25 protein-coding genes and 1 pseudogene are annotated in these 24,696 nt (G+C 40.1%); 6 read left to right on the plus strand and 20 right to left on the minus strand.

The window, feature by feature from the left end:
- Nucleotides 1–60 precede the first annotated feature (60 nt).
- From HWX15_RS01600 to HWX15_RS01620, 5 genes are all read right to left on the minus strand, one after another.
- Nucleotides 61–450, minus strand: a complete 390-nt coding sequence (locus HWX15_RS01600; RefSeq protein ID WP_000246089.1) for a cytidine deaminase — start codon at nucleotides 448–450, stop codon at nucleotides 61–63.
- Entirely contained in the window at nucleotides 437–1,099 is a 663-nt protein-coding gene (gene deoC / locus HWX15_RS01605) for a deoxyribose-phosphate aldolase (protein ID WP_175880070.1), read from the minus strand. Before deoC ends, HWX15_RS01600 begins: the two co-directional genes overlap by 14 nt.
- A 19-nt stretch (nucleotides 1,100–1,118) precedes the next feature.
- Nucleotides 1,119–2,396 carry a pyrimidine-nucleoside phosphorylase gene (locus HWX15_RS01610; RefSeq protein WP_175880071.1) on the minus strand — a complete coding sequence of 426 codons (1,278 nt, stop codon included), beginning with the start codon at nucleotides 2,394–2,396 and terminating at the stop codon, nucleotides 1,119–1,121.
- Complete coding sequence (locus HWX15_RS01615) at nucleotides 2,393–2,983, minus strand: class I SAM-dependent methyltransferase (RefSeq protein ID WP_303048037.1); 591 nt, start codon at nucleotides 2,981–2,983, stop codon at nucleotides 2,393–2,395. The genes HWX15_RS01610 and HWX15_RS01615 overlap by 4 nt, the downstream gene beginning before the upstream one ends.
- 208 nt (nucleotides 2,984–3,191) lie before the next feature.
- Nucleotides 3,192–3,596 carry a hypothetical protein gene (locus HWX15_RS01620; protein ID WP_175880072.1) on the minus strand — a complete coding sequence of 135 codons (405 nt, stop codon included), beginning with the start codon at nucleotides 3,594–3,596 and terminating at the stop codon, nucleotides 3,192–3,194.
- A gap of 200 nt (nucleotides 3,597–3,796) precedes the next feature.
- On the opposite strand from HWX15_RS01620, the gene coaA reads away from it, so the two are divergent.
- The 3 genes from coaA (at nucleotide 3,797) to HWX15_RS01635 (ending at nucleotide 5,586) form a co-directional block, all read left to right on the plus strand.
- A complete protein-coding gene (gene coaA / locus HWX15_RS01625; RefSeq protein ID WP_050242438.1) occupies nucleotides 3,797–4,717 on the plus strand; it encodes a type I pantothenate kinase in 921 nt (306 codons plus the stop codon).
- A 67-nt stretch (nucleotides 4,718–4,784) separates the two neighbouring features.
- Nucleotides 4,785–5,021 carry a 30S ribosomal protein S20 gene (rpsT, locus tag HWX15_RS01630; RefSeq protein ID WP_001274000.1) on the plus strand — a complete coding sequence of 79 codons (237 nt, stop codon included), beginning with the start codon at nucleotides 4,785–4,787 and terminating at the stop codon, nucleotides 5,019–5,021.
- A gap of 52 nt (nucleotides 5,022–5,073) precedes the next feature.
- Complete coding sequence (locus tag HWX15_RS01635; RefSeq protein WP_175880073.1) at nucleotides 5,074–5,586, plus strand: DNA topology modulation protein; 513 nt, start codon at nucleotides 5,074–5,076, stop codon at nucleotides 5,584–5,586.
- Between the two features lie 230 nt (nucleotides 5,587–5,816).
- Here HWX15_RS01635 and HWX15_RS01640 read toward each other — a convergent pair whose 3' ends face one another.
- From HWX15_RS01640 to HWX15_RS01710, 15 genes and pseudogenes are all read right to left on the minus strand, one after another.
- Entirely contained in the window at nucleotides 5,817–6,548 is a 732-nt protein-coding gene (locus tag HWX15_RS01640; RefSeq protein WP_175880074.1) for an NAD-dependent protein deacylase, read from the minus strand.
- A 229-nt stretch (nucleotides 6,549–6,777) separates the two neighbouring features.
- Nucleotides 6,778–7,488, minus strand: coding sequence for a purine-nucleoside phosphorylase (deoD, locus tag HWX15_RS01645; protein WP_175880075.1), 711 nt, complete (start codon nucleotides 7,486–7,488; stop codon nucleotides 6,778–6,780).
- Nucleotides 7,489–8,284: 796 nt separating this feature from the next.
- Entirely contained in the window at nucleotides 8,285–9,568 is a 1,284-nt protein-coding gene (locus HWX15_RS01650; RefSeq protein ID WP_175880076.1) for a chloride channel protein, read from the minus strand.
- A pseudogene (locus HWX15_RS01655) lies at nucleotides 9,562–9,807 on the minus strand (phosphorylase family protein); the annotation flags it as partial. The gene HWX15_RS01650 and the pseudogene HWX15_RS01655, both read right to left, overlap by 7 nt.
- Before the next feature lie 270 nt (nucleotides 9,808–10,077).
- Nucleotides 10,078–12,825 carry a galactose-binding domain-containing protein gene (locus tag HWX15_RS10215; protein ID WP_175880078.1) on the minus strand — a complete coding sequence of 916 codons (2,748 nt, stop codon included), beginning with the start codon at nucleotides 12,823–12,825 and terminating at the stop codon, nucleotides 10,078–10,080.
- A gap of 64 nt (nucleotides 12,826–12,889) precedes the next feature.
- The gene (locus HWX15_RS09835; RefSeq protein WP_254867326.1) at nucleotides 12,890–13,078 is read right to left on the minus strand and encodes a hypothetical protein; all 189 of its coding nucleotides are present in this window, start codon (nucleotides 13,076–13,078) and stop codon (nucleotides 12,890–12,892) included.
- A gap of 205 nt (nucleotides 13,079–13,283) precedes the next feature.
- Nucleotides 13,284–14,093: a purine-nucleoside phosphorylase gene (locus HWX15_RS01670; protein ID WP_175880079.1), complete on the minus strand. Its 810-nt coding sequence runs from the start codon at nucleotides 14,091–14,093 to the stop codon at nucleotides 13,284–13,286.
- Nucleotides 14,090–14,650: a DUF1697 domain-containing protein gene (locus HWX15_RS01675; protein ID WP_175880080.1), complete on the minus strand. Its 561-nt coding sequence runs from the start codon at nucleotides 14,648–14,650 to the stop codon at nucleotides 14,090–14,092. The genes HWX15_RS01670 and HWX15_RS01675 overlap by 4 nt, the downstream gene beginning before the upstream one ends.
- Nucleotide 14,651: 1 nt before the next feature.
- The gene (locus HWX15_RS01680) at nucleotides 14,652–15,863 is read right to left on the minus strand and encodes a phosphopentomutase (RefSeq protein ID WP_175880081.1); all 1,212 of its coding nucleotides are present in this window, start codon (nucleotides 15,861–15,863) and stop codon (nucleotides 14,652–14,654) included.
- 13 nt (nucleotides 15,864–15,876) lie between these two features.
- A complete protein-coding gene (rpiA, locus tag HWX15_RS01685; protein WP_175880082.1) occupies nucleotides 15,877–16,560 on the minus strand; it encodes a ribose-5-phosphate isomerase RpiA in 684 nt (227 codons plus the stop codon).
- A 281-nt stretch (nucleotides 16,561–16,841) separates the two neighbouring features.
- Nucleotides 16,842–17,714, minus strand: a complete 873-nt coding sequence (locus tag HWX15_RS01690) for an NAD(P)H-hydrate dehydratase (protein WP_175880083.1) — start codon at nucleotides 17,712–17,714, stop codon at nucleotides 16,842–16,844.
- A 14-nt stretch (nucleotides 17,715–17,728) separates the two neighbouring features.
- Nucleotides 17,729–18,550 carry a phosphate ABC transporter ATPase gene (locus HWX15_RS01695; protein ID WP_173213679.1) on the minus strand — a complete coding sequence of 274 codons (822 nt, stop codon included), beginning with the start codon at nucleotides 18,548–18,550 and terminating at the stop codon, nucleotides 17,729–17,731.
- Between the two features lie 136 nt (nucleotides 18,551–18,686).
- Nucleotides 18,687–19,544 carry a bifunctional methylenetetrahydrofolate dehydrogenase/methenyltetrahydrofolate cyclohydrolase gene (locus tag HWX15_RS01700; protein ID WP_050142755.1) on the minus strand — a complete coding sequence of 286 codons (858 nt, stop codon included), beginning with the start codon at nucleotides 19,542–19,544 and terminating at the stop codon, nucleotides 18,687–18,689.
- Nucleotides 19,545–19,722: 178 nt separating this feature from the next.
- A complete protein-coding gene (locus tag HWX15_RS01705) occupies nucleotides 19,723–20,457 on the minus strand; it encodes an amino acid ABC transporter ATP-binding protein (protein WP_000140955.1) in 735 nt (244 codons plus the stop codon).
- Nucleotides 20,457–21,140, minus strand: coding sequence for an amino acid ABC transporter permease (locus HWX15_RS01710; protein WP_033676806.1), 684 nt, complete (start codon nucleotides 21,138–21,140; stop codon nucleotides 20,457–20,459). The genes HWX15_RS01705 and HWX15_RS01710 overlap by 1 nt, the downstream gene beginning before the upstream one ends.
- A gap of 189 nt (nucleotides 21,141–21,329) precedes the next feature.
- Between HWX15_RS01710 and HWX15_RS01715 the strand changes: the two genes are divergently transcribed.
- The 3 genes from HWX15_RS01715 (at nucleotide 21,330) to HWX15_RS01725 (ending at nucleotide 24,632) form a co-directional block, all read left to right on the plus strand.
- A complete protein-coding gene (locus tag HWX15_RS01715) occupies nucleotides 21,330–21,560 on the plus strand; it encodes a DUF1797 family protein (RefSeq protein WP_000443574.1) in 231 nt (76 codons plus the stop codon).
- 230 nt (nucleotides 21,561–21,790) lie between these two features.
- Nucleotides 21,791–24,049, plus strand: coding sequence for an ATP-dependent Clp protease ATP-binding subunit (locus HWX15_RS01720; RefSeq protein WP_175880084.1), 2,259 nt, complete (start codon nucleotides 21,791–21,793; stop codon nucleotides 24,047–24,049).
- 130 nt (nucleotides 24,050–24,179) lie between these two features.
- A complete protein-coding gene (locus HWX15_RS01725) occupies nucleotides 24,180–24,632 on the plus strand; it encodes an NUDIX hydrolase (protein ID WP_175880085.1) in 453 nt (150 codons plus the stop codon).
- Nucleotides 24,633–24,696: the final 64 nt, after the last annotated feature.

Raw genomic sequence — 24,696 nt, forward strand, 5'->3', positions numbered from 1 at the left:
GATGTTGCAAGTATGGATTGGTTGGCCACAAGGACCGTGCCACTCAGAGAGCGACTCAGACTAGTTTAAGTCTGTAAAAGAGTATGGAAGTAACTCCCCGACCGTCATCTCGACCGTCGATTTATCTTTTGCGACTAAGGTCACTTTTAGATCTTGTTCAAAAAATTCGACCATTACTTGGCGACAAGCACCACATGGTGAGATTGGTTTTTCAGTCTGACCATAAACAATCAGCTCTGAAAATTCTCTTTGCCCTTCAGATACAGCCTTAAAAATGGCTGTTCTCTCACCGCAATTGGTCAAAGGATAGCTAGCATTTTCGATATTCACTCCCGTGTAAACACTTCCGTCTTTGGCTACTAAAACTGCTCCGATAGGAAAGTGAGAATAGGGGACATAGGCATGTTTGCTGGTTTCAATTGCCAGTTCAATCAACTCAGTAGTCGCCATCTGCCAATTCTCCTTTTAAAATGGCTACCCCAGCTGACGTTCCAATACGGGTCGCACCTGCTTCCACAAAGGCAAGAGCATCTGCATAAGAACGAGCTCCACCAGCAGCCTTGACACCCATATCAAGTCCAACTGTTTCACGCATCAATTTGACATCTGCTATCGTAGCACCACCAGTTGAAAAGCCAGTAGATGTTTTGACAAAGTCAGCCCCAGCTTTTTGGGCTAATTGGCAGGCTACAACTTTTTCTTGGTCAGTCAGCAGGCAAGCTTCAATAATGACTTTCACTAACTTGTCCCCACTTGCTTCCACGACTGCGCGAATATCTGACTCCACCAAGGCTAAATCACCTGATTTGAGAGCTCCAACATTGATTACCATGTCAATCTCGTCAGCCCCATTTTGGATAGCTTCTTTTGTTTCAAATGCTTTCACGGCTGAAGTTGTTGCTCCCAAGGGGAAACCTACTACTGTGCAGACCTTGACATCTGTGCCTTCAAGCCCTTTTTTAGCATATTCAACCCAGGTCGGATTAACGCAAACACTGGCAAAGTCATACTCTCTAGCCTCAGACAACAAACTATCAATTTGATTTTCTGTTGCATCTTGTTTTAAAAGCGTATGATCGATATATTTATTTAATTTCATATTCGGATTCTCCTGCGGTTTATGAGATGATTTCTATAATTTCTCGTAAACTTTGCACCCTATCATTTATTTTAACATATTTTTGAAAATCTGTAACTAGCTGAGGAGAAATTTTTCCATTTGTGTATACTTTTGCAACAATTTCTCCCTTTTGAACGGAATCTCCAATTTTCTTTTCAAAAACAATTCCTGTTTCATAGTCCAAGGCATCAGATTTGACTGCACGACCGGCTCCCAGTCTCATGGCATAAAGCCCAAAGTCCATAGCTGGAAGAGCAGAAATGACACCCGTTTCCTGAGCAGGGATTTCCACCACATGGGCAACATTGACTGGGCGATAGAGGTCCTCCAAGTCTCCACCTTGGGCTTGGACCATCTCCTCAAACTTAGCCAGCGCTTGACCATTTTCAAGATGTTGGCGAACTTCTTCAACTGTCTTGTTTACATTTGCCAGGCCAAGCATAATTTGAGCCAATTCACAGATGAAGTGGGTAATATCCTGACGGCCTTGACCTTGTAAAATCTCCAATGCTTCAAGGATCTCCAGACGATTTCCAATCGCTCGTCCCAAGGGCTGACTCATATCCGTAATCACTGCTACCGTCTTTCGACCAACTGCCTTACCAAGATCTACCATGGTTTGAGCCAGCTCACGCGCCTCATCAACCGTTTTCATGAAGGCACCCTCACCGACAGTCACGTCTAGCAAAATAGCATCCGCCCCTGCCGCAATTTTCTTGCTCATCACCGAACTCGCAATCAAAGGAATCGTGTCGACAGTTGCGGTCACATCACGTAGAGCGTAGAGAAGCTTATCCGCTTTAACCAGCTGGTCTGATTGCCCAATGACAGATACACCAATATCCTGAACCTGACGAATAAAATCCTCTTGGGTGCGCTCGACTTGATAGCCCTTGATAGACTCCAATTTATCAATTGTCCCACCAGTATGGCCGAGACCACGACCACTCATTTTTGCCACAGGAACACCAAAGCTTGCAACAAGAGGAGCCAAAATCAAGGTCACCTTGTCACCAACACCACCAGTAGAATGCTTGTCAACTTTCACACCATCAATGGCAGACAGGTCAAACTCTTGCCCAGTCTTGACCATCTTCATAGTCAAATCTGAGATTTCTCGTGTCGTCATTCCTTTGAAATAGACAGCCATAGCAAAGGCAGACATCTGATAATCAGGGACAGTTCCTGACACATAGCCTTCTACCAGCCATTCAATTTCACTCGAAGTCAATTCTTGCCCGTCTCGTTTTTTTTGGATTAAATCAACTGCTCTCATTCTTTCACACTTCTAAGGATATAGTATCCCTTGTCTTTTTTAAGGATTTCACAATTGCCAAACACGTCTTCCATCTTAGACTTGGCACTTGGAGCCCCTTGTTTTTTCTGGATAACGATTGTTAAATCTCCACCAGTTTCCAAAAAATCTTTGCTTTTCTCAATGATTTCATGAACCACTTGCTTACCCGCACGGATAGGGGGATTTGAAATGACATGGTCAAATTTCCCTTCAACTTGTTCATAGATGTTGGACTGGAAAATCGTCGCTTCTACTTTATTTCGTTCAGCATTTTGTCGTGCCAAATCCAAAGCACGATTGTTGATATCGACCATGGTCGCCTGAACTCCATAAGCCTTTGCTAAAGACAAGCCCAAAGGTCCGTAACCACAGCCTACATCAAGGACAGTTTCTCCTTGATTGACCTCAAGACACTTGAGCAATAGTTGACTGCCAAAGTCAACCATTTTCTTGCTAAAAACACCCGCATCCGTCAAAAAGGTCATTTTTTCTCCCAACAAGTCCACTCTCAACTCATGAATGTCGTGAGCAGCGTCAGGATTTTCTGCATAATACATTTTACTCATGAAACTATTTTACCATAATTTGCCTTAAATTGTAAATCGTTTACATATCCAGAATGAGACAAAAAGATTGAAGGAAGTTGCGTTACAATAACTCCTCTTCAATCTCTTTCAACCTTTATAAGCAAATAGTATTTCATCTAGGACTACAGCTATCATTGCCATGATAAAACAACAAATTTATTGTCTATAATCAAGCGCATTTTTATTACTATTGCTTAACCTTCAGATACTTAATTATCAACAAAATTCCCAACAAAATATTTAGATAAAAGCCCAACTGATAAGTTTGTGTCAGGATTTCCAAACTTGTCCAAAGTCGTATCAAATCTTCTAGCGACATGCGGAAGAAATAACCCTCTGTAGCAATCCACAAAATCAAAAATAGATAACTACCAGCAGCAAGCCATTTCGCCCACCGTTTTTTTAGGAAGAAAGCAACTAAGAGCGAACAGATAAAGACAGCTGTTACAATGGCATGTTCCATCAAAAAAGTAAAACCGTAATAGATTTCTACAAAGCGTCTACCATTGTCCGCATTGGCTCCTTTTATAAAAGGTAAGGCAAAACTCAAAATAAAACAGAGTTCCAATAGGTAAGGTTTCAAAATTTTCATAGTACACCTCCTATAAGTTATAAACCCAAAAGCCCCCTTTATTAGCTTATAAATCAGGAGAAACCAGCTCCTACTTCATCATTAAATTGGTCAGTCTCTATCTATCTCTATTATACGATATTAGCTTACTATTATCAAGAAAACGCTTTATTTTTTTAGCTTTTTATGGTATGATAGACAAAATATCTAGGGGAAAACAAATGACCAACGAATTTTTACATTTTGAAAAAATCAGCCGCCAGACTTGGCAATCTTTACATCGAAAGACCACACCTCCTTTGACTGAAGAAGAATTGGAATCTATCAAGAGTTTTAATGACCAAATCAGTCTTCAAGACGTTACAGATATCTATCTCCCCTTGGCTCATCTGATTCAGATTTACAAGCGAACTAAGGAAGATTTAGCCTTTTCAAAAGGAATTTTCCTCCAACGTGAAAGTAAATCTCAACCTTTTATTATTGGGGTTTCTGGGAGTGTTGCCGTTGGAAAATCAACAACCAGCCGACTATTGCAAACCCTGCTTTCTAGAACTGTAACTGATGCTAGTGTTGAGTTGGTTACAACTGATGGCTTTCTCTATCCCAACCAGACCTTGATTGAGCAGGGGATTTTAAATCGCAAGGGATTTCCCGAAAGCTATGATATGGAAGCTCTTCTCAACTTCTTGGACCGCATCAAAAATGGACAAGATGTAGATATTCCTGTCTATTCTCATGAAGTCTACGACATCGTACCCGAAGAGAAACAAAGTGTCAAAGCTGCTGATTTTGTCATTGTCGAGGGAATCAATGTCTTTCAAAATCCCCAAAACGAACGCCTCTATATCACTGACTTCTTTGACTTTTCCATCTATGTTGATGCTGGAGTGGATGATATTGAGAGTTGGTATCTGGACCGTTTCTTGAAAATGCTGAGCCTAGCCCAAAACGACCCTGATAGCTACTATTATCGTTTTACTCAAATGCCGATTGGGGAAGTGGAATCCTTTGCCCATCAGGTCTGGACCAGTATCAATCTCACAAATCTACAAAATTATATTGAACCAACTAGAAATCGTGCGGAAGTGATTCTTCATAAAAGCAAGAACCATGAAATCGATGAAATTTACTTAAAAAAATAATTTTCCCTTGTCAAAACGTAAGTTTTCAGATATAATGGTATAGTTAGTAAATATGGAGGTAAGAACATTGGCAAACATTAAATCAGCTATCAAACGCGCTGAATTGAACGTTAAACAAAACGAAAAGAACTCAGCTCAAAAATCAGCTATGCGTACTGCTATCAAAGCTTTCGAAGCAAACCCATCTGAAGAACTTTTCCGTGCTGCTAGCTCAGCTATCGATAAAGCAGAAACTAAAGGTTTGATTCACAAAAACAAAGCAAGCCGCGACAAAGCTCGTCTTTCAGCTAAACTTGCTAAATAAGAAACAGTCCATAGAGGCTGTTTTTTTGTCTCCAAATAGGAAAAGGTAGAAAATGAAAATCGCAATTATCGGATATTCTGGTGCTGGTAAGTCAACGCTAGCAGAAAAGTTATCTAACTACTACTCCATCCCAAAACTACATATGGACACACTCCAATTTCAACCTGGTTGGCAAGACAGTGACCGCGACTGGATGTTAACCAAGATGAAAAACTTTCTCACCAAGCATGAAGCTTGGGTCATTGATGGGAATTATTCTTGGTGCTATTACGAGGAAAGAATGCAGGAAGCTGACCAAATCATCTTTTTAAATTTCTCTACTTGGAATTGTTTGCTAAGAGCCTTTAAACGTTATCTTAAATACCGGGGAAAAGTAAGAGAAAGTATGGCTAAGGGATGCCCCGAGCAATTCAACTGGGAATTTATTCGTTGGATTCTCTGGGATGGTCGAACAAAAAATGCTAAGGATAGATACCAATACTTACACAATACTTACCCAGAAAAGATGCGTATTCTCCATTCTCAAGCAGAGATTGATTGTTTTTTGCGATCTTTAAAAAAGTAAACAATATAGTAGCATTTCATTAAAATCAGCATGTACTGATTGACTAAAAAAGGCAATTTTTCATCCAGAAAGTCTTCCTTTTTTCCTTTTATTCAACAATTAAAAATAACTCGAGCAATTTATAAATCAACAATAAAATTCCCCTAGAAATGAAGAGAATCTTGTTCATAGTTTCTGAGTTCGTGATACAAAAAAACTGAAGGAAGTATAGTCCTACTTCTTTCAGTTTTTTATTGTCTCAATTTAGAAAAAACTTCTCCAATCTTACCCTCGATAACTAAATCAGCTTGCCTATCTTGAGGAGTGCTGGACTTGTTGATAACGACAAGATTTGACCCTGAAAAGTAATTGATTAGGCTAGCTGCAGGGTAAACAACTAAGGAAGTGCCACCAATAATCAACAAATCTGCTTGCTGAATGACTTGGGCGGCGCGACTAAATACATCCATATCTAGCGATTCCTCATAAAGGGTCACGTCAGGTTTGACCACCTTGCCACAATCTAAGCAGTAGGGAACTGGACCTTCAAGTTCCAAAAAGGCAGTCAAATCATAAAAGCGATGACAGCCCAAACAATAATTACGATCTGCACTACCATGCAGTTTCAAAATTTTCTGAGATCCTGCCATTTCATGGAGACTATCGATATTTTGCGTCACAATCGCCTTTAATTTACCTGTTTTTTCCAACGACGCTAGATAAGCATGTGCTAAATTCGGCTTGGCATCAGGATAGATCAGATACTTTTTGTAGAAATCAAAAAAATCCTCTGGATAGCGTTCAAACATAGTGCGTGAAACCAGTTGCTCGGCAGTAAAATGGCGACCTAGTTTCAGACTATATATACCATCTGAACTACGAAAATCTGGAATATTAGACTCTGTAGAAACCCCTGCACCACCGAAAAAGACAATGCTCTGACTTTGATCAATAATACCTTGTAATTGTTCAATCTTATCCATTTTGTACTCCTAGGAATTTTCAAGTTAAAAAGTTGAAAGTCTTGACTTCTTGTCAACTTGGCTTCCAACTTTATTTGATTATGATTTAGATATTAAACTGACTAGTCTCGGTCCTTTGACACAATTAGGCTTTCTTCAATTTTCTTATTCTTACCTATTTCAGGATTGATTCATTGTTGATAGTTATCATTTTGAGAACAAGAGAAACCATTCTGAATATAGCCTACCTCTAGTCTGCAATCAATGTTTCCAAACCGACCTTCATCATATCAGTGAAGGTGTTTTGACGTTCTTCTGCAGTTGTATCTTCATCTGGATTAACCAAACTATCTGAAATAGTCATAATAGCTAAAGCATCAACATGGTGTTGAGCAGCAAGATAGTAAAGAGCCGCTGCTTCCATTTCCACAGCCTTGACTCCCCATTTACCAAGTTCGATGTTCTTTTCAAAGTAGTTTGAGTAAAAGACATCAGATGATAAAACGTTCCCAACGTGGGTTGTCATACCGAGTTCTTTAGCGATATGGTAGGCCTTATCCAGCAAATCAAAGCTAGCGATTTGTGGAAAATCATACTGTGGCCAGTCATTACGGACAATGTTTGAGTTAGTTGCAGCTGCCTGCGCCAAAACTAATTCACGGACGTGAACATCTTCATTCAAAGAACCCGCAGTTCCCACACGAATCAATTTCTTCACACCGTAGTCAACAATCAACTCACGCGCATAAATCGAAATTGAGGGCATTCCCATCCCAGTTCCCATAACAGATACACGGTGACCCTTGTAAGTACCAGTATAACCAAACATGTTACGCACTTCGTTAAAACAAACAGCATCTTCAAGAAAATTCTCCGCAATAAACTTAGCACGAAGAGGATCGCCTGGAAGAAGAATTCTATCAGCAATTTCACCCTGCTGAGCAGCAATATGGATAGACATAATATAAGATACCAAACCCGTCAAAAAGCAAAGGGAAAATAGGAGTTGGGTGCAGTGAGCGATGCTCGCTAGACCAACTATCTTTTTCCCACTGCTTTTAGGGTGGGTTCAATTCCTTTCTTTCTTAATTTTGATGACAACTAGGAGAATAGCACGGGTTCAATTCAAAACCAAACTACCCTCTCTAAGTTTTTAGAAAAGTTTTCCGCTCGTGTTCAAATCAAAACACACGCTCTACCTTTCTTTTTTGTATATTTAGGATAGCAACAGAGAACAAAGTAAAAATAGGAAACTGACGAAGCATCTCAGATGCTAGACAGTTTATCTTTTTTACACAGTTCTCCGCCCGTATTCAGTTCAATGAATACAGTTAACCCATCCTTTCTTTATTCTAAAATTTATAATCAGAAAGATACCAAACCCGTCAAAAAGCAAAGGGAAAATAGGAGTTGGGGGCAGTGAGCGATGCTCGCTAGACCAACTATCTTTTTCCTACTGCTTTTAGGGTGGGTTCAATTCCTTTCTTTCTTAATTTTGATAATATTGAGAAGATTAGATCGGCTTCAATTCAAACCCGAACTCCCTTTCTCTTCTGATTTTTTAGAAAAGTTTTCCGCTCGTGTTCAAATCAAAACACACGCTCTACCTTTCTTTTTTTATATTTCATAGCTAGGAAAAATCGGATTCAATCATGACTCCGATAAGCCTACTACATTTTTTTAAACAGTTATTGATAAATTGACAATAGTTTTTAATCTTTTAAGAGAAATCTTTGATTAGAAGAAACGGTCATTCTCTATCTTATTACTCTATTCTTTGACTTCTGACACAGTATGTTAGCCCAAGAAAAACGATCTAATATTTTTGCAAATTCATAGGCTAAAATAGCTGTTACTAAGAGATACGGAAGAGAATCTAAACCTAGCCCAGTGAAGCCTATTACTAATCCAGTTGCAGACCAGGGAGCCCTCAAGGTCACAGACAAAAAGCAAACCGATCCCAAAAGCAAAATACTTGGCTGGCTATCCCCACCTAGAATCATTCCAAAAAGAGCAGCTCCAGCCATACCCAAGGCAAAAGATGGCGTAAGTGTACCACCATAGGCCCCTGCCCACAGAGTAATAAGAACGACCAGTGCTTTTAGGATAAACAAGAGGAATACTGTTTTGCCGTTGCTACCATTCAATACTTCCTGAGCCATCATACGTCCATTTCCAAGTAGATGTGGAAAATAACTTGCCAACCCAGCAAGAAAAAGAAAAGCTGTAGGCAATGTGAGAAGTATTCGTTTATCTTTTATTCTATTTGAAGACACTTCTTTACTTAAGCGATCAAAAAACCAAGCTAGTGGGGTTAAGAAAAGAAGTAATAAGGGAATAATCCACATTTCCTTTAATGACCATGCAATGGCTGGAATCTGGTAGAGAGCATGATCTGAAATAACCAAGCCTGCTGTATAGGTTGACACATAGGTAGTCAAACCGACTAAGACAAATCGTTTAATAGATAGAGCAATTCCTAGGGTTTCAAAAACAAAGAAGACACTTGTTAATGGAACCTGATAGACAGCCGCTAAACCAGCACCAGCACCGCAAGCAAGGAGAAAGATTTGATCCTTCTTAGAGAGAAAACATATTTTTCCAATTGGTCCTGCAAATAGAGTCCCAATCTCTCGTGGTGCAGCTTCTTTGCCAATAGGGGCTCCCCCTCCAACTGCAATAATTTGCCAAATTGAATGAAATAGCTGTTTTAAAAAATGAAGTTTGTATTGTGAAGTCTCATTCTTCATCTGCGCTTTAATGGAAAAAATCTGTGATTCTTTTTGCAAGAAATACCAGACCAAGGATGAGCTGACACCCACGATTATTAAACTTAATCCTATCCGCGACGAGGAAACTCCATCTGTCAAGAATACAGTTTGATGCTCTGATTGACCAAAAGCTATCCCCTCTATTATCTTTAAAAGATAATGTAGAAAAATACCAGATAAACCTGAAACTATTCCTTGCAAAATGACTGCTAGGAATAATTTAAGATTATAAGGGATTTTCTGAAAAATACTCCTCAATTCTTTTAACATAGTAATAATTCAGCAAAAACGGCTTTAAGTACGCCTTTAAAATCACCTTTAACACACTCAGTCACTTCTATAACCTCTTCGCAGTTAATCTCTTCTTTGAAACCAGTAGTATAGTTAGTAATACATGAAATTCTTAGAAGTTTCAAACTTGAGTAGGCTACAACAATAACTTCAGGAGCAGTTGACATTCCGACCACATCTGTTCCAAGCATCTTATAGGTACGAATTTCTACTCGTGTTCAAATTAGAACACGCGCTCTACCTTTCTTTTTTGTATATTTAGGATAGCAACAGAGAACAAAGTAAAAATAGGAAACTGACGATGCATCGCAGATGCTAGACAGTTTATCTTTTTTACACAGTTCTCCGCCCGTATTCAGTTCAGTGAATACAGTTAACCCATCCTTTCTGTTTAATTTTGTTCTTTCACAGAGAGCTACCTGAGTTCTATTCAAGCTCAGGTAGTTTTTTTATAAACTAAATTATCTAACTGTCATTGTATCATCAGATTACAAGACATCGTCATCAGAAATCTTAGAATTTAATGTTGTTCCCCAATGGGTAATTTTACGGTGGGGTTGAGCTAAAATTGGTCTGTTTTCATAGATTGTTTGCCATCTATTCCATAGTAGACCTGTCTTTTTCTCAATCTTAATTCGCAGATTTCTCATATTTTCTTTGATTGGGAGGTTGAGGACAAAACCTGCAGTCTGGTTGCGACCGTTTCCTTCCCAAGAACGACTACGAACAACTTGGTTTCCATCTTTGTCTACTGTAACTTCTTCCCAAGTTATAGAGTAGCGAGCAATGTAAGCTCCGCTATGTTGAATTGTCAATGTTTTATCTTTCACAGGAGTCTGACTGATTGGTTGAACTGGCTTAGAAATTTGTGTCGCTGTCTCACCATTCGTAGCGATAAAGCGGAAAACTTCTACTTCTGCAAGACTGAGGGCTTGATTGTTCTTACGTAGTTGCACACGAACACGGCGTCCCAATTTCCCATTTAATTGAACATCCAAGCTCGTTCCGTCAAGTTTAGAAACATACTGTCTAGCAACTTCTGTTCCTTTTTCATCATACAAAATCACATCAAAGTCTGACAGACGTTTAGAAAGTTCTCCATCCCCACGGTTATGAAGGCGAACAAGTCCTACCTGTTCTGTACGACCTAAATCAACTTCCCACCAAGGCTGGTTTTCAAATTTTGTATGGGTAATTGATTGCTGGCTATAACTACTATTGGTATTGCCATCTAAGGCACGACTAGCATCTCCACCAAAATCAGTAGAACTTTGCTTAGCTTGTTTTTTCCAAGCGATATTCTCAGCACGATATACTTGGACTTCTGCAAGACTGAGGGCATTATAGCCTTCTAGCTCAATTCGAACATAGCGCGCTTTTTTATGGTTAATCGCAATTTGTGCTGATACATCTTTAAGAGATGTTATGCGTTTTCTCTCAATTTCTTTACCAGAACTGTCTAAAAGAATGACATCAAAGTTTGCCAATCTATCCTGGGCAGTGTCTGTGCGGTTGTAAATATTGATTTGGCGAATGGTTTCTTCTTTAGCCAAATCTACTTGCCACCAAGGTTTAGATTGGAAGTTGGTATGAGTGACAGAATTGTGACCATAGTTACCATCAACTTTACCATCCACAGCTCTTCTAGCATCTCCTCCGAAAGCTGTCGAACTTTGAGTAACCTGTTTTCCTAAGGCAATATTTTCCATTGGTTCAGCGCTTGGTTGACTAGAAGATTGAGGCAGAGCCTGTTTCTTAAAGAATCGCACTTTATCCAATTTCGGATCACGATAACCATGTTTATCCAAGGTAGCTCGTTTACCAATATTAAAGTTAGGAATATCATTCATTCGACTTTCAAAATAGCCACGAGAACGGTGTTTAAAGCGTGAATTACCTGTAAATGTAACAATATCACGATCATTATGAATCAAAGGAGTCACAACATTATCATTATCAACCACATAATGCTTAATTTTTCCGCTAACAGCTAATTTACGGCTTTCCAAACCAACATCCCAGAAACCATTCTTAGCATTCCAAACAGTTCTGGAAGTAATCACTTTAGGAGCACTGAAAGTCGTTACTTTCCGTAATACATGGTTATAAAAATCAGGATATTTTTGGTAAGCTTCAACCGCTGCAATCTGAGCTAGGTAGCCTCCAAGAGAATGACCTGTCATATACAACTTAGTAATACTTGTATCCTTGGCTAATTCTCCAACAACCTTGCGGATATCATCCGCTTGAGCTGGTTTATTTCCACCTAATAAAACCAAATCTGCACTTAAGTCCTTGGCGTCATTAACTCGCGTTCCACGAATAGCCAACATGTGCACCGTTCCATCTTTGAGATAAGGAAGGTCGCTCTTGGTCTCAAATAAGAAAGCATCCAGACCACTATCTGTATGGTAGGCTTTTTTCATCTTCCAGAAAGGAGCCAATTCATTGTGCATGAGTTTGTATTCTTGACGGTCAAGATAGAGACTAGGGAAAGGATTCTTATGATCTAAAATTTTCTCAATATAATCATCGTCTCGATAGGCTAACTCCATAAAGAGAAGAGAATCACGGTCTGTGACATACCATTCTTTCTTATTGTCATCTTCTCCATCTGACAAACCATCCCCATCACTGTCTGCTAGCAAGGGATGACTGTTATATCCTAGATAATCCTTACCATCTTTGTTGTACACATAAAGTTCATCTTTGTTTTTGATGCCATCTTGGTCATCATCCCCTTCCAAATCAAGAACTTTTTCACCATAGAGAGATTCATCAATCAAATCATTTTCTAAATGCAATTCCCCTTTGGAAATCTTTTCCAAATCTTCTGCGGTTAGAGAACGAGTATTTGTTGGTTTTTCTGTCACAACTTCTTCTTTAGTTTCTTCTACAGGAGCAAGAATAGGTGAGTCTTGAGCTGGCTCTGTTGTCTCTACTTTTGACTCTTCCCTTTTGTTTTCAAGAACTTCACTTGCTTCTGGAAGCGGTTGAGGAGCTAGTCTTGGCTCCTCTCTAAGAGGAGTTTCTAGTTTTGGAGCAACATTTTCCGGCTCTCTCAATTCCTCCTTAGAATCTAGCACTCTTGTTGCCACTTCAGATGTTACATCTTGCTTTAGTTCATTGGCTGAAATTCCAGCTGGAGCTAGAAATGCGAAGCCGACTGCAACAGATACAACTCCGATACTTAATTTTTTTATGCCAAAGCGCATAATTCGTTGACCAATTTTCATTATTTCTTATCTTTCTTTTCGTTTATTTATAAGCAGACTCAAGCGAAATCTCCTTGTCCCCTATCTAGGACAAGGCTAAGAAATTCAGAAAGTAATACTCTTCGAAAATCTCTTCAAACCACGTCAGCGTCGCCTTACCGTAGATATGGTCACTGACTTCGTCAGTCTTATCTACAACCTCAAAACTGTGTTTTGAGCAACCTGCGGCTAACTTCCTAGTTTGCTCTTTGATTTTCATTGAGTATAAATTCATTCTTATCTCTTCTTATCATCCTAGTCTGCTTGGCTAGGAAGCTAATGCTAGTATCCTAGAATCTTGTCTTTCACAATGCTAACTATAGACTCTTTCAGTTACAAGAGTAGGAAGAAACCCATAGTCTACCTATGTTTCTTCTTTGTTCCGAATAGCCAGTCAATCATGAAAAGGTAGAGGTATTCCCCCTTTTAAATCTTTTTTCTTACAATTCTGCAAGAATCGCTTTAAGCAAGCCTTTGAAATTACCTTTAACACGTTCAGTCACTTCTACAACTTCTTCGTGGTTAAGTTCTTCTTGGAAACCAGCCGCAAAGTTAGTGATACATGAGATTCCCAGAACTTTCAAGTCAGAGTGGGCTGCCACGATAACTTCAGGAACAGTAGACATACCAACCGCATCTGCTCCCAGTTGCTTATAAGCACGAATTTCTGCTGGGGTTTCATAAGTTGGACCAGTAACGCCGATATAGACACCTTCATCAAGCTTGATACCAAGTTTTTTAGCCACTTCATGGGCAGTAGCACGGTATTCTGGTGTGTAGGCCTTAGACATATCTGGGAAACGAGGACCAAAGTCATCCAAGTTTTCACCCATCAATGGATTTTGCCCCGTCATATTGATATGGTCTGAAATAGCCATCAAAGTACCAGGGCCATAACCAATACCACCAGCTGCATTGGTTACAATGACACCTTCACATCCAAGAACTTTCATGACACGTACTGGGAAAGTCACAACTTCGAGAGGGTTCCCTTCGTAGAAATGGAAACGCCCTTGAAGAGCCAAGACCTTGCGACCTGCAAGTTCCCCATATACCAATTTACCAGCGTGACCGACTACTGTAGAGCGGCCCCAGTTTGGAATCTCAGCATAGTCTACTACAACTGGGTTTTCAATTTCTTCTGCCAATTCTCCAAGACCTGATCCAAGGATTAGACCGAACTCAGGCGTTTGGATTCCCTTGTCCTTCAGGAAAGCAGCTGTTTCATTGATTTTATCTAAAAATGTCATTGTGTATTTCCTTTATTATTTTTAAGCATTTGACCGATTTTGTCAAAGGTTTTTGCATTGCGAATGGTAATATTGCGATAGAATGGCATCTTGAGCAAGTGCTTGTGATAGGCAGTTTTAGAGTAGGTTTCCTCAGAGAATTTTCCCCAGAAAATCCCAAGTTTACCAAAATGAACAACTTCATCTTCCAGTTTCAAACTGCCTACTTTCTCGATGACTTGCTCCACATCCAAAACTTCTGTGTAAAAGAGGACGTCTTTTCGAGCCAAGTCTTCGTTCCACCAAGCCGGGAGATTTTCCACTTCTGCTTCATAGTCTTCTTGACTCAGTAAAGAAAAGCTCTGAATAAATGGATAACGAGTCCCAAAGAAAGTCTCTAACCTTTCAATCAATTTGACTTTTGAGTCTGTCGAAGTAAAGAAAACATTGCCACTGTTGATGTAGCTTTCAACCTTTTCCAGTCCCAAGTCTGTCAATTCTTGACGAAGCTCCGCCATGACGACCTTATTCTTACCACCAACATTGATGCCTCTCACCAGCAAAGCATAGCGTGTCATCTTACACCAATTTATCTAAGAAACTTTCCCCGATCATAGCAGTTTCAACACCAAAGTTATCTGCAACAGTCGCTGAAATATCTGCAAAATGTCCTACTGGAATGACACCATTTCCTTTAAAGGCAGGGCTGTAGGCCAACAATGGAATATATTCACGAGTGTGGTCTGTTCCTGCGTAAGTTGGGTCGTTCCCGTGGTCCGCAGTAATCAAGAGAAGGTCGTTCTCTCGCATGGCTGAGATAATTTCAGGTAAGCGTTCATCAAACTCATGCAAGCAATCACGATAGCCGTGAGCATTACGACGGTGGCCGTAAAGGGCATCAAAGTCCACCAAGTTTGTGAATGAGAATCCTTTTTCAAATTCAGCAAGGCCCATGGTCTTCAATAGTGTATCAATTCCATGGCTATTTGACTTGTTATGGCCCATGTCATGGTTGATACCAGCACCGTTAAAGATATCGTTGATTTTACCAACAGCATAAGTATCGATACCAGCTTCATTCAATTTATCCAAAACAGTCGGTGCAAATGGAGAAACGGCTAAGTCACGACGGTTGGCTGTACGAGTGAAGTTACCTGGTTCACCTACATAAGGGCGGGCAATGATGCGACCTAGAAGGGCTGGGCGCTCAAGGGTGATTGAACGAGCGTATTCACAGATACGGTACAATTCGTCCAGAGGAATGATGTCTTCGTGGGCAGCAATTTGCAAGACTGGGTCAGCTGAAGTATAGATAATCAACTCTCCAGTTTCCATCTGACGTGGTCCAAAATCATCGATAACAGCTGTTCCTGAGTAAGGTTTGTTAGCTTCACGAATAACCTTGCGTCCTGAGAATTCTTCGATTTTTGTCAGGATTTCTTCTGGGAATCCGTTCCAGAAAGTATCGAAAGGCTCGGTAATGTTGAGTCCCATGATTTCCCAGTGTCCAGTCATGGTATCCTTACCAAGGGATACTTCTTCCAATTTTGTTGCATATCCAGTTGGATTGCTTTCAGCTGCTACAGTCTTAAGAGGAGTTTCACGAGGAATATTTCCTAGACCTATTTTAGCCATGTTTGGGACATTCAAACCAACTGTTTTTGAAATATGTCCCAGTGTGTCAGAAGCTCCATCTGGAACCCCTGCATTGACAAAGTTATTAGCATCTGGTGCTGCACCGATTCCCACAGAATCTAGTACTACCAAGTGAATACGATTAAATTTAGACATCTTATGCCCCCTTCTATTTTTCTTTTCTTGAGGTTAAAATCTGAACGCCATCTTGTCCAGCAACGATGACCTTATCCACCATTTGGTTGAATAAGCCGTGCTCCACGACACCAACGATATGGTCTAATTCTTGTCCAAAAGCAATTGGATTTTCAATGACATCCAAGGCGAGGTCAATGATAAAATTCTGCATATCCGTCACAAAACGTTGGCCGTCTTTTTCACGGAAGCTTGGTTTGTAGCCAGCTCGTTCAAAATGACGAAAGACCTGCTCTGCGCCATACTGAACCACTTCTACTGGCAATTTAAAAGCACCTAGTTTCTCAACTAGCTTGCTGTCATCCACTACCCAAATATATTCTTTTGAGGGCGTTGCCACAACCTTTTCCATGAGAAGAGCACCACCACCACCTTTGATTCCGTTAAACTGACTATCCACTTCATCCGCCCCGTCGACTGTCACATCGACAAAGTCTACTTGGTCAATAGACTTGAGTGGGATATTAAGCCCTTCAGCCTGTTTACTAGTCACACTAGAAGTCGTTACAGCTGTAATCTGCAATCCTTCTTCCTTGATACGACGACCGATTTCTTCGACAAAATAATAGGCAGTCGAGCCTGTTCCAAGTCCAACGACCATTCCATCGCTCACGAACTCAGCAGCCTTGATACCTGCCATTTTCTTCAGATTTTCCACCGATTTACCTCCATCATTCTCAGTTCTTATTTTACTATGAAACCGCTTTTTATTCAAGTAAAAAGATCAAATTTACATTTTTCATCAATCTTTCTTTGAAAATATGCATTTTCTTTTTATCAAACGAATAAAAATGAGTTTATCTTTTATGTATTTGCTTTGTTCATCTCTTTCCAGTTCCAAAAATAAGAGCTTAACTTTGATACGTCTAGTTTAGCATTAAAGCAGGCGCATTTCAAGAATCATAAATTAAGAGAAGGAAGTAGATTTATCTGTCTATTTTAAACAAGTTTATCTTTGCTTACCCTCTCTTTTTGACAAATAATTTTCATTACTCTAGGAAGACAATTACTAATTCCCGTCGGCAAGACCACATAATATTCTTGAGATAGTTCTTGGGCTATAGCTGAATGAAGATGAGTCGCTACTGCCACACTCTCGTAGAGACTGGCTTGTTTAAACTGGCCTGCAAATCCTGCAATCATCCCAGCCAGAGTATCTCCCATTCCCCCAGTCGCCTGATAGGGACCACCAACCTGTAACTGGTAATAATCAGACTGGCCAACTTGCCAAATACGAGTAGCTGGGCCTTTCTCCACCAAAATTGTTCCTTGAGGAAAGGAAGTCAGGGCACTAGCCGTTGCATCTTCCTTTTGCTTTTCAATCGTAATTCCAGATAATTTTTCCCATTCTTTTTGGTGAGGAGTTAGGATAAGCTGGTTAGACGGAAATGACAAACTTGTTCTAGCAAGAATGGTCAAGGCCCCTCCATCTACAATCAAAATCTGATTTTGGCTTAAATTAGCAAAGACCTGTTTGACTAGTTTTTCTCCAAAAGCATCGTCTCGTAAACCAGGCCCCAGCAAGACAACTTCTGCCTTCTCCAATTGCTCTTTTAACAATTGCTGGTCTTGAAGAGAAAAGGCCATAGCCTCTGGTAAATGACTGTGTAGAGCAGGGATATTTTCTCTATCTGTTCCAACAGTTACCAATCCTGCACCGCTTTTTACAGCTGCTAAAGCAGCCATGATGATGGCACCACCATAAGGATAGGTACCACCTAACAGAAGTAAGCGACCGTAGTCTCCTTTATGACTTGTACGAGAACGTTCAATAATAACTTTTTCTAGTAAGGTTTGATCAATCACTTTCATCCTTTTTTCCTCAACTATCCTTTATCTGATTGTTTTAAAACAACTTGATAGACTTTCTTAGTCCACTCTTCTAAGTCTTCTCCAGCATAGTCAAGATAATGCACCCTATCTTGTATTTTAGTTGGAATAATATTTTCAAATTGGCTCTTATTATGAGTTGGAATAACACAAATATACAACTCACTAAATAAATTCAACATGTCCTTAATTTTTGCAACATGGTAGCCATCAAAAATATAACCAGTAACTTTAATCAAATCTGTATAGATAAAATGAAAACTCACTCCAGGAATAAACTTGTCTTGTAATTCTTTCTCTGAAGGAGCTCGACCTAATAAACGCTCCATCGCTAATCGATAACCAGAACTTGTATTTGACCACCCTAACATGACATAGTCAAAATAATCTATCGGATCCGATGCAGCATTTCTACTATCCAAAACCAACTCCTCAGCATCTCGCCCAAAGGCTTTCACAGCAGATAAGAGCTGACCTGTTTTAAAGATAGAAATAGCTGCATCTATAGTCGTAGTATGACTACAGTAGTCTGAAGTCACTAACCTCTTATGTAGATCATAAGTCGAGGCTACTATTTTATTTGTAGGGGTAAATGGTGGCAGAAAGGGATGCTGACAGATGTAATCTAAAATTTCTTTTTTTAAACAAGAATCAGCACAGTCAATACTTGTTTGACGTTTATGAAGTTTTTCGTAAGCTATAAATTTAGCAATTTTTTCTAATTCCCACTCTTGAATATTTGGATAATCAATTAGTGCTAAGTAGTATATTCCATCCCATTGTAAACTATATTCCCCATTATAAATTTTTAAAATCATCTAATCACCTCACTCCATTATACAACAAAAAGGAGGCGCAGACCTCCTTTTATAAACTTATTTCTAAAATTTAATACTCATTTCTGCCATTTCAGATATAGCTATAGAAAATACACTCTCTTCAGCGATTTTTCTCTTATTTTCTATCCAATGTCCGAAGTGCTGCCTGATAGGTTTGCTCCATCAGCATAGTAATGGTCATAGGACCGACACCTCCAGGAACTGGCGTGATGTGGCTAGCAAGTGGGGCAACCGCCTCATAATCAACATCCCCACAGAGCTTCCCATTTTCATCGCGGTTCATCCCAACGTCAATGACTACCGCACCTGGTTTCACAAAATCAGGAGTCACAAACTTAGCACGACCGATTGCTACTACAAGAATATCTGCTTTAGCAGCTACCTTGGCAAGATTATGAGTACGTGAATGGGTCAAAGTCACTGTAGCATTCTTGGCCAAAAGAAGCTGAGCCATGGGTTTTCCAACAATGTTTGAACGACCGATGACAACCGCATTTTTACCTTCTAAATCAATCCCATATTCATGAAACATTTCCATAATTCCTGCAGGTGTCGAAGGAATCATGACTGGATGACCAGACCAGAGACGCCCCATGTTTAAGGGATGGAAACCATCCACATCCTTTTCTGGGTCAATAGCCAATAGAATCGCCTCTTCATCAATGTGTTTTGGTAATGGCAACTGAACCAAAATCCCATGCCAAGCTGGATCCTGATTATATTTAGCAATCAGGTCTAACAATTCCTCTTGAGTAATGGTCTCTGGAACTCGCACTACTTCGCTACGGAAACCAGCTGCAAGAGCTGACCTCTCCTTGTTGCGAACGTAGACTTGGCTGGCTGGATTGTCCCCAACCAAAATCACTACCAAACCAGGCACTAGACCTGTTTCTTCCTTTAATTTTGCAGTCTTTTCAGCCAACTGCCCCTGCAATTTGGCCGCTAAAGCTTTCCCATCAATAATCTGTGTCATATCACTTCTCTTTTCTTTCAAATATCTTCCATTATACCAAAAACCGCTAGTCCCCTCTAACACTTCTTTCCTAGGCTATCCTATAGTTTCAAACTATAAGAAAAAGCTCTGGTCGAGCTTTTCACTAATCTTGTCTTGAAAGTTTAAAATTGGTTACAAATAGCTTAACAAAGCTAACCTATAAAACCTTACTCAAGAAATCCTTAGTCCGTTGTTCTTGGGTTTGTTCAAAAATCTGTTCTGGTGTTCCATCTTCAACAACCACACCGTCTGCCATAAAGATGACACGGTCTGCCACCTCACGGGCAAATCCCATTTCATGTGTTACGATAACCATGGTCATTCCTGATTTGGCAAGGTCTTGCATAACAGCCAATACCTCACCTACCATTTCAGGATCCAAGGCTGAAGTTGGCTCGTCAAAGAGCAAAACATCAGGTTCCATGGCCAACCCACGCGCGATGGCAATCCGCTGTTGCTGCCCACCTGACAAACTCTGTGGATAAGCAGTTGCCTTATCTGGCAAACCAACTTTTTCCAAAAGTTCTTGGGCTCTCTTCTCAGCAACTGCCTTGCTCTCACCTTTGGTCTTGATAGGTGACAAGGTGATATTTTCCATCACAGTCATATTAGGAAAGAGATTAAACTGTTGGAAAACCATCCCCATCTTCTCACGCATAGCAAACAGGTCATTCTTCTTGTCCGTAATATCGACTCCCTCAAAGATAACCTTCCCCTTGGTTGCTTCTTCCAATAAATTCATAGAGCGAAGCAAGGTAGATTTCCCGCTCCCTGAAGGACCGATGATAACGACAACTTCTCCTCTTTTAATCTCGAGGTTGATGCCCTTCAATACTTCATTCTTTCCAAATGATTTATGTAAATTTTCAATTTTTATCAAGGTTTCTGTCATTATTTCTTATCTCCTTGTCCCATACGTTTTTCAAAAGCTTTCAAGGCTACTGTCAAAATAGAAGTCATAATCAAGTAATAAAAGGCTGCAAATAAAAGTGGTGTCAAAGGTAAATAGGTTGTTGTAGAAACTGTTGTAGCCCCGTTCCACAACTCCATGACACCGATAGCTGATAAGAGGGAGCTGTCCTTGATAATGGTGATAAATTCGTTCCCCAAAGCTGGCAAGATATTTTTGATTGCTTGTGGCAAAATCACATAACGCATCGCATTTTTAGGACGAATCCCTAGCGAATAAGCTGCCTCTAGCTGACCTTTTGGAACCGCATTGATTCCGGCACGAACAGTCTCAGAAACATAAGCACCACTGTTCATAGAAATAATCAAAATCCCTGGAATCAGACGAGAAAGATCAACACCTAAAATTCCAACCTGAATAGTCGGAGCATTGATGTGCATAAGAGCAAAGGCAATCATAATCTGAACCATCATCGGTGTCCCACGGAAAATCCAAACGTACAAGTTGGCCAGCCAAACAAGCGGTTTAAACTTTGAACGTTGCCCAAAAGCCAAGACAACACCCAAAATAGTTCCCAAAAAGACAACACAGATAGAAATGAGAACCGTCACGATAGCCCCATAGTTAAAATAAGGTAAATACTTAGGTAAAAAAGAAAAATTCATAGTCACACTGCTTTCTAAAATAGAGTACTGTATGATTATAACATGTATTGAATTAAAATTCAAATCTTTTATCCAATTTATTTAAAAATCTTTAAACTAGCAGAATTAGCGAGAAATCTTAGTTTTTTCTAGTCAAGTTGGCCTCCTTTATGGTAAAATAGTAACGATAAGAAATGAAGGAGAATCAAAATGGAATCACATTTGGTTAGAATCATCAACCGCCTTGAAGCAATGGCAAACGATGGCGGAAATTTAAAACGTAATTTTGAACGCGAAGGAGTTGTTGTTGCAGAAGTTGCATACAGCCACGACGAAGAAAACGGCTCAATCTTTACCCTTCGTGATGTCGAAGCTCGCGAAACGTATACGTTTGACAGCATTGACTTGATTGCAATGGAGATTTACGAACTCCTTTACTAATACAAAACAAGCTGGGATTACACCCTGCATGTCTAACCAAAATCCTTTTTGTCTCACAAATAGGATTTTTTTATTCCCTAAAATCTCAAAAATTTTCATTGTAACAACTTCTCAAAGCTGCAATCTTTTTACTTGCTTTACACCCCAATCCTGTTATAATGAGAGTATAGAAATTTGACTATTTTTGACCTTTAAACAGGTCAAGCTAAAGAAAGAAATGAGGTAGATGTATGCTTTGTCAAAACTGTAAAATCAACGACTCAACAATTCATCTTTACACCAATCTCAATGGAAAACAAAAACAAATTGACCTCTGTCAAAACTGCTACAAGATTATCAAAACAGACCCTAATAACAGTCTCTTTAAAGGCATGACAGATTTGAACAATCGTGATTTCGATCCCTTTGGTGATTTTTTCAATGACCTAAACAATTTCAGACCTTCTAGCAATACTCCTCCTATTCCCCCAACCCAATCAGGTGGAGGTTACGGTGGAAACGGCGGTTATGGTTCCCAAAATCATGGATCCGCTCAAACTCCACCACCAAGCCAAGAAAAAGGCCTGCTGGAAGAATTTGGTATCAACGTAACTGAGATTGCCCGTCGTGGAGACATTGACCCCGTTATTGGGCGCGACGATGAGATTATCCGTGTCATAGAAATTCTCAATCGTAGAACCAAGAATAATCCTGTCCTTATCGGTGAACCAGGTGTCGGAAAAACTGCTGTTGTCGAAGGTCTAGCTCAGAAAATCGTTGATGGCGATGTTCCACATAAACTCCAAGGTAAACAAGTCATCCGTCTGGATGTGGTTAGCTTGGTTCAAGGAACGGGTATCCGTGGACAATTTGAAGAACGCATGCAAAAACTCATGGAAGAAATTCGCAAACGTGAGGATATTATCCTCTTTATCGATGAAATCCATGAAATTGTCGGTGCAGGTTCTGCGAGTGATGGTAATATGGACGCAGGAAATATCCTCAAGCCAGCCCTTGCTCGTGGAGAACTGCAACTGGTCGGTGCTACTACCCTTAATGAATACCGTATCATTGAAAAGGATGCTGCCCTAGAACGCCGTATGCAGCCTGTTAAGGTTGATGAACCAACGGTGGACGAAACAATCACTATCCTCAAAGGGATTCAAAAGAAATACGAAGACTACCACCACGTTCAATATACCGATGCTGCAATTGAAGCAGCTGCAACTCTTTCCAATCGCTATATCCAAGATCGCTTCTTACCTGACAAGGCCATTGACCTCCTAGATGAAGCTGGTTCTAAGATGAACTTGACCTTGAATTTTGTCGATCCTAAAGTGATTGATCAGCGCTTGATTGAGGCTGAAAATCTTAAATCTCAAGCTACACGAGAGGAAGATTTTGAGAAAGCTGCCTACTTCCGCGATCAGATTGCCAAGTATAAGGAAATGCAAAAGAAAAAGGTCACAGACCAAGATACTCCTATCATCAGTGAGAAAACCATTGAGCATATTATCGAGCAGAAAACCAATATCCCTGTTGGTGATTTGAAAGAGAAAGAACAATCTCAACTCATCCATCTAGCCGAAGATCTCAAGTCTCATGTTATTGGCCAAGATGATGCAGTCGATAAGATTGCCAAAGCTATTCGCCGTAATCGTGTCGGTCTCGGTACGCCTAACCGTCCAATTGGAAGCTTCCTCTTTGTCGGACCAACTGGTGTCGGTAAGACGGAACTTTCCAAACAATTAGCTATCGAACTCTTTGGTTCTGCTGACAGTATGATTCGCTTTGACATGAGCGAATACATGGAAAAACATAGCGTGGCTAAGTTGGTCGGTGCCCCTCCAGGTTATGTTGGCTATGATGAGGCTGGACAATTAACTGAAAAAGTTCGCCGCAATCCATATTCTCTTATTCTCTTGGATGAAGTAGAAAAAGCCCATCCAGATGTCATGCATATGTTCCTTCAAGTCTTGGACGATGGCCGTTTGACAGATGGGCAAGGGCGCACCGTTAGCTTCAAGGATGCCATCATTATCATGACCTCAAATGCAGGTACAGGTAAGGCAGAAGCCAGCGTTGGATTTGGGGCTGCTAGAGAAGGACGTACCAACTCTGTTCTCGGTGAACTCGGCAACTTCTTTAGCCCAGAGTTTATGAACCGTTTTGATGGTATTATCGAATTTAAGGCTCTCAGCAAGGATAACCTCCTTCAGATTGTCGAGCTCATGCTAACAGATGTTAACAAGCGCCTCTCCTGCAATAACATTCATTTGGATGTAACTGACAAGGTCAAGGAAAAGTTAGTTGACCTCGGTTATGATCCAAAAATGGGAGCACGCCCACTTCGCCGCACTATTCAAGACTATATTGAAGACGCAATCACTGACTACTACCTTGAAAATCCAAGCGAAAAAGACCTCAAGGCAGTTATGACCAGCAAAGGCAAGATTCAAATCAAGTCTGCCAAAAAAGCTGAAGTGAAAGCTTCTGAAACAGAAAAATAAATACTATATAAAATAAGTGGAAAATGAAAATTTTCTGCTTCTTTTTTACTAAAATAACTGTAATTTCTTGACAGCTTGCCCTTTGTCCATTATGATAATAATAACGATACTAGATAATGAGGAAAATGCAATGGCAAACCCAACTTTCGGAGAAAAAAAAGCGAATACAGACTATGTTTCACGTTACGGTGTATATGCAGTTATTCCTGACGCTGAACAAAAACAAATAGTTTTAGTTCAAGCTCCTAATGGCGCTTGGTTCCTACCAGGTGGCGAAATTGAAACAGGGGAAAATCATCAGGAAGCCCTAAAGCGTGAATTGATTGAAGAGCTTGGATTCACAGCTGAAATTGGTACCTACTACGGACAAGCTGACGAATATTTCTACTCTCGTCACCGTGACACCTACTACTACAATCCTGCCTACCTCTATGAAGCGACTTCTTTCAAAGAAGTACAAGAGCCACTAGAAGACTTTAATCATATTGCTTGGTTCCCTATTGACGAGGCTATTGAAAATCTCAAACGTGGTAGTCATAAATGGGCCATCCAATCTTGGAAAAAACAGCATAAGATTGACTAATACTCTTCGAAAATCTCTTCAAACTACGTCAGCGTCGCCTTACCTTAGATATGGTCACTGACTT

The sequence above is a fragment of the Streptococcus thalassemiae genome, from assembly GCF_903645285.1.
GTDB lineage: Bacteria > Bacillota > Bacilli > Lactobacillales > Streptococcaceae > Streptococcus > Streptococcus thalassemiae.

Excerpts from the sequence above, each read along its gene's own strand:
- HWX15_RS01600 (WP_000246089.1), bottom strand. The coding sequence starts at position 450 with ATGGCGACTACTGAGTTGATTGAACTGGCAATTGAAACCAGCAAACAT.
- deoC (WP_175880070.1), bottom strand. The coding sequence starts at position 1,099 with ATGAAATTAAATAAATATATCGATCATACGCTTTTAAAACAAGATGCA.
- HWX15_RS01610 (WP_175880071.1), bottom strand. The coding sequence starts at position 2,396 with ATGAGAGCAGTTGATTTAATCCAAAAAAAACGAGACGGGCAAGAATTG.
- HWX15_RS01615 (WP_303048037.1), bottom strand. The coding sequence starts at position 2,983 with ATGAGTAAAATGTATTATGCAGAAAATCCTGACGCTGCTCACGACATT.
- HWX15_RS01620 (WP_175880072.1), bottom strand. The coding sequence starts at position 3,596 with ATGAAAATTTTGAAACCTTACCTATTGGAACTCTGTTTTATTTTGAGT.
- coaA (WP_050242438.1), top strand. The coding sequence starts at position 3,797 with ATGACCAACGAATTTTTACATTTTGAAAAAATCAGCCGCCAGACTTGG.
- HWX15_RS01635 (WP_175880073.1), top strand. The coding sequence starts at position 5,074 with ATGAAAATCGCAATTATCGGATATTCTGGTGCTGGTAAGTCAACGCTA.
- HWX15_RS01640 (WP_175880074.1), bottom strand. The coding sequence starts at position 6,548 with ATGGATAAGATTGAACAATTACAAGGTATTATTGATCAAAGTCAGAGC.
- deoD (WP_175880075.1), bottom strand. The coding sequence starts at position 7,488 with ATGTCTATCCATATTGCTGCTCAGCAGGGTGAAATTGCTGATAGAATT.
- HWX15_RS01650 (WP_175880076.1), bottom strand. The coding sequence starts at position 9,568 with ATGTTAAAAGAATTGAGGAGTATTTTTCAGAAAATCCCTTATAATCTT.
- HWX15_RS10215 (WP_175880078.1), bottom strand. The coding sequence starts at position 12,825 with ATGAAAATTGGTCAACGAATTATGCGCTTTGGCATAAAAAAATTAAGT.
- HWX15_RS09835 (WP_254867326.1), bottom strand. The coding sequence starts at position 13,078 with ATGAATTTATACTCAATGAAAATCAAAGAGCAAACTAGGAAGTTAGCC.
- HWX15_RS01670 (WP_175880079.1), bottom strand. The coding sequence starts at position 14,093 with ATGACATTTTTAGATAAAATCAATGAAACAGCTGCTTTCCTGAAGGAC.
- HWX15_RS01675 (WP_175880080.1), bottom strand. The coding sequence starts at position 14,650 with ATGACACGCTATGCTTTGCTGGTGAGAGGCATCAATGTTGGTGGTAAG.
- HWX15_RS01680 (WP_175880081.1), bottom strand. The coding sequence starts at position 15,863 with ATGTCTAAATTTAATCGTATTCACTTGGTAGTACTAGATTCTGTGGGA.
- HWX15_RS01690 (WP_175880083.1), bottom strand. The coding sequence starts at position 17,714 with ATGAAAGTGATTGATCAAACCTTACTAGAAAAAGTTATTATTGAACGT.
- HWX15_RS01695 (WP_173213679.1), bottom strand. The coding sequence starts at position 18,550 with ATGATTTTAAAAATTTATAATGGGGAATATAGTTTACAATGGGATGGA.
- HWX15_RS01700 (WP_050142755.1), bottom strand. The coding sequence starts at position 19,544 with ATGACACAGATTATTGATGGGAAAGCTTTAGCGGCCAAATTGCAGGGG.
- HWX15_RS01705 (WP_000140955.1), bottom strand. The coding sequence starts at position 20,457 with ATGACAGAAACCTTGATAAAAATTGAAAATTTACATAAATCATTTGGA.
- HWX15_RS01710 (WP_033676806.1), bottom strand. The coding sequence starts at position 21,140 with ATGAATTTTTCTTTTTTACCTAAGTATTTACCTTATTTTAACTATGGG.
- HWX15_RS01715 (WP_000443574.1), top strand. The coding sequence starts at position 21,330 with ATGGAATCACATTTGGTTAGAATCATCAACCGCCTTGAAGCAATGGCA.
- HWX15_RS01720 (WP_175880084.1), top strand. The coding sequence starts at position 21,791 with ATGCTTTGTCAAAACTGTAAAATCAACGACTCAACAATTCATCTTTAC.
- HWX15_RS01725 (WP_175880085.1), top strand. The coding sequence starts at position 24,180 with ATGGCAAACCCAACTTTCGGAGAAAAAAAAGCGAATACAGACTATGTT.